8 protein-coding genes are annotated in these 10865 nt (G+C 71.4%); 5 read left to right on the top strand and 3 right to left on the bottom strand.

Annotation, left to right across the window (positions count from 1 at the left end; translation table 11 throughout):
- Positions 1–86: 86 nt before the first annotated feature.
- Positions 87–1640 (bottom strand): MFS transporter, encoded by a 1554-nt coding sequence (locus AC07FA_RS20085; RefSeq protein WP_479077101.1) that lies wholly within the window; start codon positions 1638–1640, stop codon positions 87–89.
- A gap of 185 nt (positions 1641–1825) precedes the next feature.
- Here AC07FA_RS20085 and AC07FA_RS20080 point away from each other — a divergent pair, with 185 nt between their 5' ends.
- The 3 genes from AC07FA_RS20080 to AC07FA_RS20070 all read left to right on the top strand — a co-directional run bounded on the left by AC07FA_RS20080 (position 1826) and on the right by AC07FA_RS20070 (position 3971).
- Complete coding sequence (locus tag AC07FA_RS20080; RefSeq protein WP_479077100.1) at positions 1826–2452, top strand: TetR/AcrR family transcriptional regulator; 627 nt, start codon at positions 1826–1828, stop codon at positions 2450–2452.
- A 117-nt stretch (positions 2453–2569) separates the two neighbouring features.
- A complete protein-coding gene (locus tag AC07FA_RS20075) occupies positions 2570–3280 on the top strand; it encodes a ribonuclease HII (protein ID WP_479077098.1) in 711 nt (236 codons plus the stop codon).
- A 58-nt stretch (positions 3281–3338) separates the two neighbouring features.
- Positions 3339–3971 carry a hypothetical protein gene (locus AC07FA_RS20070; protein WP_479077097.1) on the top strand — a complete coding sequence of 211 codons (633 nt, stop codon included), beginning with the start codon at positions 3339–3341 and terminating at the stop codon, positions 3969–3971.
- 54 nt (positions 3972–4025) lie between these two features.
- Here the strand turns inward: AC07FA_RS20070 and AC07FA_RS20065 are convergent, their stop codons facing one another.
- Both AC07FA_RS20065 and AC07FA_RS20060 read right to left on the bottom strand, forming a co-directional pair.
- Complete coding sequence (locus AC07FA_RS20065) at positions 4026–4667, bottom strand: hypothetical protein (protein WP_479077096.1); 642 nt, start codon at positions 4665–4667, stop codon at positions 4026–4028.
- Between the two features lie 216 nt (positions 4668–4883).
- Positions 4884–7055, bottom strand: coding sequence for a RecQ family ATP-dependent DNA helicase (locus tag AC07FA_RS20060; RefSeq protein ID WP_479077095.1), 2172 nt, complete (start codon positions 7053–7055; stop codon positions 4884–4886).
- A gap of 111 nt (positions 7056–7166) precedes the next feature.
- On the opposite strand from AC07FA_RS20060, the gene AC07FA_RS20055 reads away from it, so the two are divergent.
- Entirely contained in the window at positions 7167–8507 is a 1341-nt protein-coding gene (locus AC07FA_RS20055) for a DUF4192 domain-containing protein (protein WP_479077094.1), read from the top strand.
- A 382-nt stretch (positions 8508–8889) separates the two neighbouring features.
- Positions 8890–10836, top strand: coding sequence for a glycogen debranching N-terminal domain-containing protein (locus AC07FA_RS20050; RefSeq protein ID WP_479077093.1), 1947 nt, complete (start codon positions 8890–8892; stop codon positions 10834–10836).
- Positions 10837–10865: the final 29 nt, after the last annotated feature.

Raw genomic sequence — 10865 nt, 5'->3', positions numbered from 1 at the left:
CCTCCTCCCTCCCGGCCCCCTCCCTCGTGTCCTGGTTTTCCCCTTCTTCCCCCCCCCCCCCCCCCCCCCCCCCGCGCGGACACGCCCTAGGCGGCCGGACCGGCCGCTGCGGAGTTTCCGCTCAGTGCTTCCAGGTCGCTCTTGCGTACCCGGATGACCAGAAGCGCCGTGAGCAGTGCGATCGCGGCCATCGCCACGGCCGCGGTGAACGCCGTGGCGATGCCCTGTGTGAGCACCTCGTTGCCCCACGGTGCGGGCAGCTCATGGGTTCGGGCGAACTCCGCCTGCTGCTCCGGCGTCGCCTGTGCCATGAACAGCGGGACCTGCTTCTCCGCCTCGTTGCGGCTCGCCGTGCCGAAGACGGTGACGAGGATGGACAGGCCGAGCGAACCACCCACCTGCTGGCTCGCGTTGAGCAGGCTCGACGCCGCCCCGGCCTCATGCGGCGCGACGCCGGACACGGCGGTCAGCGTCAGCGTGACGAAGTTCAGCCCCATTCCGAAGCCGAACAGAAGCATGGGGCCGAGCACTCCGCTCACATAGGAGCTGTCCGGCGAGATGAGCGTCTGCCAGAAGAGTCCGAGCCCGGTGATCGTCGACCCCGTGACCATGAAGGGTTTGGGGCCCAGCACCGGCAGGAGCCGCTGTGAGAGTCCGGCACCCGTGATGATCGCGACGGTCACCGGGAGGAACGCCAGGCCTGATTCGATCGGGCTGTAGTCCAGGACGTTCTGCACGAACAGCACGATGAAGAAGAACATGCCGAACATGGCCGCGGCCAGGCTGAGCATGATCATGTAGGTGCCCGAGCGGTTGCGGTCGGCGAACATCCGCAGTGGAGTGATCGGTTCCTTCGCGCGTGACTCGATGAGCACGAAGGCCGCGAGCAGCAGCACCGCCGCGCCGAACGACGACACGGTGAGCGTGTCGCGCCAGCCCTCTTCCGAGGCGCGGATGAACCCGTACACCAGCGAGGCCATGCCGAGCGTCGAGGTCAGAGCCCCGGAGACGTCGAAGCGGCCGGGGTGCTTCTCCGACTCGCTGATGTAGACGGGAGCGAGGACCGCGATCAGCACACCGATCGGTACGTTGACGAAGAGGACCCAGCGCCAGTCCAGCCACTCGGTGAGCATGCCGCCGGTCAGCAGTCCGATCGCGCCACCACCCGCCGACACCGCGGCGAACACCCCGAACGCGCGGTTGCGTTCGGGTCCTTCGCGGAACGTGGTGGTGATCAGTGCCAGCGAGGTCGGTGAGGCGATGGCCCCGCCGACACCCTGCAACGCCCGTGCGGCCAGCAACTGCCAGGGCTCCTGGGCGAGTCCGCCCAGGAGCGAGGCGAGAGTGAAGACGATGATTCCGGTCATGAAGACCCGGCGGCGCCCCAGGATGTCGCCGGCCCGGCCGCCGAGCAGCAGCAGACCGCCGAAGGTGAGCGTGTAGGAGCTCAGGACCCAGGAGAGATCGGTCGTCGAGAAGCTGAGTGCATCCTGAATATGCGGAAGTGCGATGTTGACGATGGTGGCATCGAGCACGACCATCAGCTGACATGCGGCAATGACGGTCAGTGCGATCCCCGGGCGCCCCTCCCGGCGGGCCGCGCCCGGATTGCCCTGTTTTTCTAACTGAGAGGTTGTCACTATGGGTCCCCCACAAGTGAATTAGTGAACGGATCCGTTCACTGTCTCGTCAACGGTAGTGAGTCCCCGTTAGTGAACGCAAGCGTTCACTGAGACTGCCGTCGACGGGATGCCCGACGCTGTCGGCCGGTTCCCCCCGGAACGCGCCGATCCGCTCTTCTCCCCGTCGTGATGGAGATCGACTGATGGCTACTTCGCGCCCGGCTGCTGCCGCTCGGCATCGCCCGGTGTCACTGCGTCGCCGCGGACCCGTGCTGGAACGGGCAATCCTCGACGCCGCCCTCGAGCAACTGAGTACGGTCGGCTGGAACGGGCTGACGATGGAGGGCGTGGCGGCCGGCGCCCAGACCGGTAAGGCCGCCGTGTACCGGCGATGGCCTTCGAAGGAGGATCTGGTCGTGGACGCGCTGCGCGCGGGGCTGCCGCCGCTGGACGACGCCCGCGACTGCGGCGGGATTCGCGACGACCTGTACGAGGTGTGCCGGCGGCTTCGCGACGCGATGCTGTCGGCGCCGGGAATCGCACTGCGGTCAGTGCTTCACGAGTGTGACGTGAGGGCAGCCGAACGCTTCCATGGCGTGATCATGAGCGGAGTGATCGAGCCTTCGACCGAACTCTTCCGCAAGGTCGTCGGCCGAGGTGTGGGGCGTGGTGAGGTGCGCCCGGAGGCCGTGAACGACATGGCGTTCGACGTGATCCCGGCCATGATGATGTACCGGACCAAGGTGTGCGGAAGTGAATGGCCGGACGAGGAGATCGCCCGGATGATCGACCAGGTGATGATGCCGATACTGCGGTCCGATCACCGCTGACGGCCGTGTTCCCGGTCCGGTCCTCGACGTGACGGACGGCGGGGCGCGCAGGAGTGGCAGGGAGCGGGTGCCCCGGGGTGTTCTTGCCGTAGTCATCGGCGTACGCTTGCTGGCGCCATGCCGTACGAACCACCCACGCACACCGTCGAGCGCTCACTGCGCGCTACCACCGGTGCCAGGACCGTCGCCGGTGTCGACGAGGTCGGACGCGGAGCGTGGGCCGGCCCTGTCACCGTCTGCGCGGCCGTCACCGGGCTTCGTCGACCGCCGGAGGGGCTCACGGACTCGAAGCTGATCAGTCCCAAGCGCCGCGCGGAACTGGCTCCGCTGCTGGAGAAGTGGGTCACGGCCTACGGGCTGGGACACGCCTCGCCGCAGGAGATCGACACCCTCGGAATGACCGCGGCGCTCCGGCTGGCAGCAGTGAGGGCCCTTGAGGGCCTGCCCGTGCGGCCGGACGCGGTGATCCTCGACGGCAAGCACGACTACCTGGGAGAGCCCTGGCAGGTCCGCACCGTGATCAAGGGGGACCAGTCCTGTATCGCGGTCGCCGCCGCTTCGGTGATCGCGAAGGTCCACCGGGACACGATGATGGCCGAACTGGGCGCGGACTCAGGGGAGTACACAGACTTTGCCTTCGGCGCCAACGCGGGATACCCGTCGCCGGTACACAGGGCCGCACTGGAGGAGCGGGGGCCCACGCCCCATCACCGCCTCTCCTGGTCCTATCTTGATGCGTTGCCCAGGTGGCAGCACCTGAAGAAGGTCCGTTTCTCCGCCGAGGCGGCTGCACTGGAAAGCGGGGGCCAGCTCGGCTTCGACTTCTGATCGCGCACGTACCCACGCGCTGACGTCCGAAGCGTCGGCGCTCGACAGTCACCTATTCATGCCTCTCATCCCCGAGGAGCCTCAGATTCACGAGAGTGCCCAGGGTCCCCGCGTCGCTCCGGCCGCCGGCCGCACCGCGCCGACCCCCCGTCCCGTACCAGGTCCGCGTTCCGCGGCCACGCCGCGTCCCGGGCGTCCGGGCCCCGGCCCCGCGCGGCCTGCGCCCCCGGCGCAGCGCCCGCAGCCCACATCCACTAGCGCTGCCTCCGCTTCGGGCCCGGCCCAGCCGGAGAATCGTTCCGCGCCGCAGCTCCAGGTGATTCCGGCCCCGGCCGGTGGCGCACTCGACGCGGCCGACGAGGCAGTCGACCTGCTGCTCGACTCGGGTCGCGCACCGGGCGACATCCTGGTCCTCACCACGGGTGAGGTGCACCCCTGGGCCGCGCACGAGATCTCCTTCGGAGAGGCCGCCTACTGGGCGCAGCACGACGCCGGCGACGACGTCTTCTTCGCTCACCTCGCGGCGGCCGGCCGTGCCGCGTCCCGCCCGGTGGTCGTGGTCGCGGTCAACGGTGACGTGGACGACGCCACCGCCCGCGCACTTCCCGTGGCGCGGGACCGTGCCGACGTGCTGCTGATCGTGTGCGGGGACCCGCAGAAGATCAACTCCGTGCTCGGCGCGGCGGTCTGAGCCGTACGTCATGGGGTCCCGGCTGCCCGAGAGGGTGGCCGGGACCGTGTGCGTTCAGCGGGCGGCGGTCCGCCGCAGGGCGTCCGCCGCGCCGCCACCGGTGCGCTGCGGGGACGGATCGAGATCCACGAAGGCTTCGGAGAGGTTGGAGGCCGGCGATATGGAGCTGGGCCGACGCCCGCCCCGCCCCTCGCCCAGCACCTGCCAGCCTCCCCGGGTCAGCGTGATGTACGCCCCGCAGCGCAGGCCGTGCAGCGTGCAGGCGTCCCGCAGGCCCCACATCCACGCACCGTCCTCCTCCGTCCAACGCTCGTCGCCGTCGCGGCAGTAGAGCAGCACCGCCGTACGGATGGGGGTACGGCGCCGCAGGTCGTGCGGCATGACCCGGCGCAGATGGGCCAGCAGCGCGTTGCGGAACTCCCACCCGTCCGCGGCCACCGTCGTCCGCCGGGCGAACGAGGCGCTGGCCGTGAGGCGTTCCTCGGGGTCGAGAACGGCCACGACGGCCGTCGTCGGAGTCGGCCGGTGGCGGGCGTGAAGACCACTGACGACCTCGCGGGGGCTCCGCAGCAGCGGTATGCCGGCCGAGGCCCATTCGGCTGGTTCGAGTGTTCTGGCAAGGTTGTTGACGGAGCCTGCGGACGCCGAGGACGTTGGCATCGAAGAGGCTTGGGACGGGGCGAATCCGAAGGTCACGGTCCTCCCTTCGCTACGCGCCCACGGTGCGGGCAGGGTCGAGTGAGGGCGCGCCGCGGCACAGCCCTTCCGGGCCGCGAAAGGACCGTGCGGGGAGCGATTCCAATTCTTCCTGGCGTACCGGCGGGCGGCAACGAGCAATTGGCTCGGCTGACGGGAATCAGCCGGAATGACACTGATATCCCTGCCCAGACAGTGCCCCTTCGACGCCACCTGTCACGCCTGAATGGCGAGGACCAGCGGAAACACGCCTTCCGCTCCTGCCCTGCGCAGCAGTCGCGAGGCCACGGCGAGTGTCCATCCGGTGTCGGAGAGATCGTCCACGAGCAGGACGGGGCCTCCAGCCGAGGCGATCGCTTCTGCCAGTTCCGGTTCCACGACGAGCGCCTCGTGCAGGGCCCGCACCCGCTGGGCGCTGTTCGTCTGCGAGATGCGTACGTCTTCGGTCCCCGGCGCGTACGTGACGGTGCCGAGGAAGGGCATCCTGCCCACCTCGGCGATACGGCTGCCGAGGGACTGGACGAGCTGGGGCCTGCGGCGTGAGGCGACCGTCACGACACCGACGGGGCGGGGGGAGGCGTCAGCGCTCCTCGAGGCCCAACCACCGGGCCCCTTCGCCCAGTCCGCCAGGACGGTGACCACCGCCGCCGCCACATCGTCCGGGACCGGGGCGTCCGGTGCCTGTGCCGCCAGCATGGGGCGCAGCCTGTTTCCCCAGCCGATGTCGGAGAGCCGCCCGAGCGCCCGGCCCGTGAACGACTGCTCTCCCACCGGGATACGGCCCTTGAGGTCCACTCCGACGGCGGGGAGGCCGGTCGGCCACATCTTCCGGGGCTCCACCTCGACACCGGGGCGCCCGAGTTCACCGCGCGCGCCGTCCAGCGCGGCCGTGGACACCTTGTCGTCGAACCGCGCCCCCACGCAGTTGTCGCAGCGCCCGCAGGCCGTCGCCTCGTCGTCGTCCAGCTGACGCCGGAGGAACTCCATACGGCAGGCGGTGGTGGAGGCGTAGTCCCGCATGGCCTGCTGCTCGGCGGCACGCTGCTTGGCGACCCAGGCATAGCGCTCGGAGTCGTAGACCCAGGGCTCGCCCGTGGCGATCCAGCCGCCCTTGACCCGCTTGACCGCACCATCGACGTCCAGCACCTTGAGCATCGTCTCCAGCCTGGTGCGCCGAAGATCGACCAACGGCTCCAGGGCGGGCAGGGAGACGGGCCGCCCCGCCTGGGCGAGCGCGTCGATGGTCCGCCGCACCTGCTCCTCGGGAGGGAAGGCGACCGAGGCGAAGTACTGCCAGATCGCTTCGTCCTCCTTGCCCGGCAGCAGCAGCACCTCCGCGTGCTCGACTCCACGCCCCGCACGCCCGACCTGCTGGTAGTACGCGATGGGGGAGGAGGGTGATCCCAGGTGGACGACGAAGCCCAGGTCGGGCTTGTCGAATCCCATACCGAGCGCGGAGGTGGCGACCAGGGCCTTCACACGGTTGGCCAGCAGATCGTCCTCGGCCTGCTGCCGGTCGGCGTTCTCGGTCCGTCCGGTGTACGAGGCGACGGTGTGGCCGCAGTGACGCAGATAGGCCGTGATCTCCTCGGCGGCGGCGACCGTCAGCGTGTAGATGATCCCCGAGCCCGGAAGCTCGCCGAGATGATCTCCCAGCCACGCCAGCCGATGCGCGGCATTGGGGAGCTTGAGCACGCTGAGACTGAGGCTCTCCCGGTCCAGCGCGCCCCGCAGGACCAGCGCGTCGGTGCCCGCTCCGGTGCCCAGCTGCTCCGCGACATCCGCGGTGACCCGGGAATTGGCGGTCGCCGTGGTGGCCAGCACGGGGACACCCGCGGGCAGATCGGCGAGCATCGTCCGCAGCCGGCGGTAGTCCGGCCGGAAGTCATGGCCCCAGTCCGAGATGCAGTGCGCCTCGTCGACCACGAGCAGCCCGGTCGCGGCAGCGAGCTTCGGCAGGACCTGGTCACGGAAATCGGGGTTGTTGAGCCGCTCGGGACTGACCAGCAGAACGTCCACCTCGCCTGCGGCGACCTCGGCCTGGACGGTGTCCCACTCCTCGGTGTTCGACGAGTTGATCGTGCGTGCGCTGATTCCGGCCCTGGCCGCCGCCGCGACCTGGTTGCGCATCAGGGCCAGCAGCGGCGAGACGATCACGGTCGGGCCACTGCCCTGCGCACGCAGCAGCGAGGTCGCGACGAAGTACACGGCGGACTTTCCCCAGCCGGTCCGCTGCACGACCAGCGCTCTGCGCTTGTCGGCGACGAGGGCCTCGATGGCCCGCCACTGGTCCTCGCGCAGCCGGGCCGTGCCGGTGGGGTCCCCGACGAGTCGGGCGAGTACGGAATCGGCCGAAGCCCTGAGCTCTGCGCGGTCTGGGTTGGTCATACCCCCATGCAACCCGATGGGTACGACAAACCACGAACGACGGAGCCGCGCCTGTGGACAAGTTATCCACAGGGGGTTTCGGAATTCGGCCGGTCGCGGGACGGTCATGCCATGAACAAGCACCACGAATCCACCGGACCGGCCGACGAGCAGCAGATCACCCTGCGCGGTCCCGCCGAACTCGCCGACGCCCTTCCGTACCTCATGGGTTTCCATCCCGACGACAGCGTGGTCATGGTGGCCCTGCACGGCGGTCGGGGACGTTTCGGCGGGCGTCTCAGGCTCGGGATTCCGCGGTCGCCGAAGGAGTGGGAGCCCGTCGCCGACCAGCTCGCCGAATGCCTGGTCTCGGGCAGCGAGCGGCGCGGCTCCCGGCCCGACGCGATCGTCGTCTTCCTCTGCCAGGACCCGGCGGACGGAGTGACAGGTCACCAGACGATGGAGCGGCTGAGGCCGTTCGCGCAGCTGTTGCGCACGGCGTGCGGGACGCTCGACGTGCCCGTACTGGAAGCGCTCTGCATCTCCGGCGGGCGCTACTGGTCGTACTGCTGCCCGGACGCCAGGTGCTGTCCGGAGGAGGGAAACCCCCTGGCCCTGCCGGGCACGACGGTCATGGCGGCGGCAGCCGCCTACGCGGGCATTCATGTGCGCGGATCACTGCGCGACATGGAGGCGCGGCTGGCGCCGCTGGAGACCGCCGGAGCGGACGGTCAGCAACAGGCACTGGACTCGGCGGGGGCCGTCCTTGTGTCCAGAATTCTGGACACCGAGGGCCGGGCCGAAGTGGCGGGGGAGACGCTGGAGCTCGCGCACGCGCTCATGGACCGTCTCGGCCGGGCTCCCACCGGTCCGCCGTCCGCTGGGGACGCGAACGACGACCGTCTGATCAGCCACGACGAGGCCGCCGCGGTGATTCTCGGGCTCCAGGACCGGGAGACGAGGGACAAGGCGGCGGAATGGATGGAAGGCCCCGGAGCGGCGTCCGCGCTGCGTCTGTGGCGGGCTCTCGCCCGCCGCTGCGTCGGCCCTTACGTGGAACACGCGGCCGCGCCGCTGACTCTGGCCGGGTGGGTCTCGTGGTCCACCGGTGACGAGCCGGCGGCCAGGGTGGCTCTGGGGCTCGCGCTGCGCGCCGACCCCGACTACACCTTCGCGCAACTGCTCCATCAGGCATGCAACGAAGGCCTCAACCCGGAGACATTGCGCCGTTGTCTGCGGGGCGAGCGCACCGCGGGGGCGGGGGAGGAGCGCCACGACAGCCGCGAGATCCACGGAGGCCGGGACGGCCGGCGTCCGGGCAGGCGTCCCAGGCCTCGGACCCTTCCCTCGCAAGTGGCGAAGCGGCGCAGGACCGCACCGGGCGGCGACACCGGGCCCGGACCCGTGGGGGTGCGTCGCCGGGTACGGGATGCCAAGCGTCAGGGCAGGCGTGGGAGCAGGAGCGACCGATGACAGCCGTGACCGGGCGGCCCGTGAAGCCGTTCACGGGGGTGGCGGAGTCGCACGACCCGTGGCGTCGCAGACACAGCGGCTGTCCGGAGCGCACGGACGGCGCAGAAAGACCACCATGGCCCTCACCGTCCCTCCCGGAGACCCCGAGTCCGCGGTCTCCTCTCCCGCTCCGCACCTCCGCCGCCCCACGTCGGCGGCCCGCGCCACCGCCGTTCCGCCCGTGCGCGCCGCCGGATCTGCCGCTCCTGCGGGGCCGGCCGGGCCGGAGGATGCCGTGGGACCTGTCGGACCTGTCGGACCTGTCGGACCTGTCGGTGCCCTCCGGCCTGGACCCGGACGTGGGCCGGGGCCCGGCGGGCCAGGGCCGGGCGCGGACCGGCGTATGCGTGAACCGCCCTCCGCGCACCTGGCCGTCATCAGCGTCGCGCTGCCGTCGATGGCCGTCTCGGCGGACCACGGTCAGCTCACCGGACAGGGTCTGGAGGGCTTCTACCGGTCCGGCCGCAGGCTGCTCTCCCGTTGTCAGCTGCGCGTGGGCGGACGGGAACCCATCGCCGTCCAGGGCGGCATGGTCACCTCCGGCAGCGCGCGCTTCCTGGGGGTGGTGCGTACGGCGGGCGACACCGGACCGGATCCCGAGATCACCGTCGAGCGGACGCGCCAGGCCGAAGGCATCGAACGGATCACCCTGCGCAGCGCGTCGGCCCGTACTCGCCGGCTGCCCGTCGAGATCACCCTGGCCACCGATCTCGTGGAGCTCGGTGCCATCGCGAGCGGCAGGCCGGGACCGGAGCGGGTCGCCAGCGTGTATGGCTCGGGACTGCGCTGGACGGCCTCGGACGGCATCGGCTGCGCCGTCACAGCCGAGCCCCCGCCCCAGGACGCGGTGGCCTCCGCGGGGCTGCTGCGCTGGGACGTGGTGCTCGCGCCCGGGGACTCGTACGGCATTGAGCTGACCGTTCGCGTCGAGCGCCGGGGACGCACTCAGGGAAGACCCGCGAACCGGCTGTCCGCCGACGTGTGGGCAGAAGCGGACGACCCCCGGGTCGAGCCGCTCGTGCGGACGGGGCTCGGAGACCTCCGGGCACTGCTCGTCAGCGGCGAGCAGCACCCGGCCGAAGGCTGGCTGGCGGCCGGGGTTCCCTGGCGCTGCGGCCCCGCTCCGGCCGAGGCGCTGTGGGCCGCGCGCATGGCGCTGCCGCTCGGTACGGGACTCGCGGCGTCCACGTTGCGCACGCTTGCCCGTTCGCAACTGCGAGGCACTGGTCCCGATCACGGGCGTATCCCCGGGCCGCTCCGGGACGCGGGTCCCCGGCTCCCGCCCAGCTGCACGGGTGTCGAGGCGACACTCGCCTTTCCGGCCGTGCTCGCGGAGGCACGTCGCTGGGGGCTGCCTGAACAGGAGGTGGCCGGTCTGCTTCCCGCGGCGGAGCGGTGCCTGCGGTGGCTGCGTACCGCGTCGGAGGGCGACGGGCTGGTCCCGGACGGCGGCCCCGACGGATTCCGGCGCGCCGAGATTCAGGCCCACGCCCACCGGGCCGCCCTGCTCGGTGCCGAACTGCTCGACGAGTGCGGACGGGGAGGCGGCGACGTATGGCGCGAATGGGCCGGCGCGCTGCGGAGCCGGTTCAGGGCCGACTTCTGGATCGACGACCACGCGGGCGGCTGCCCCGCCGCGGCGCGCGACGGCACAGGGCAGGCCGTGCCGCACCCCGGCAGCGGCGCGGCCCATCTGCTGGACACCGGCCTGCTGGGTGGAGGGCGGCTCGCCCCCGGTCTGCTGGACGCGGAACGGACCGGCCGGCTGGCCAGGCTCTTCGGCGGACCGGCACTGGACTCGGGCTGGGGGCTGCGCACACTCGGGACGAAGGAGCCTGGTCACAACCCGTTCGGCCACCGCTCCGGTGCTGTACGGGTGCACGAGACGGCGGTCGCCTGCGCGGGGCTGGCCGCTGCCGGATACGAGAAGGAGGCGAGCAGTCTGCTGCGGGGGGTCCTCGGTGCCGCTGGGGCCTTCGGCTACCGCCTCCCCGAGATGTACGCGGGGGAACAGCGCCGTGCGGGCAGTGCTCCCGCGCCCCACCCGACGGCCTGCCGTCCGGCCGCCGTCGCGGCGGCCGCCGGAGTCCACCTGGTCACCACGCTCGCGGGTATCCGCCCGGACGTGCCGGCGGCGACGGTCTCGCTGCGACCGGTCCGGTGCGCCCCGCTGGGGGCCGTCCAGCTGTCCGGGCTGCGTCTGGCAGGCGAGCCGTTCGCCGTGCGGATCAGCCGGCTCGGACTCGGGATGATCGAGGAAGCGGCTGCCGGACTTCAGCTGGGGGTGTGACGCAGGGGGCGGGAGGCAGGCATGACGGG

It is taken from the genome of Streptomyces sp. NPDC045968, assembly GCF_056430475.1.
Note: the sequence above shows the minus strand (reverse complement) of the source record. Positions and strands in the feature narration are given on the sequence as shown.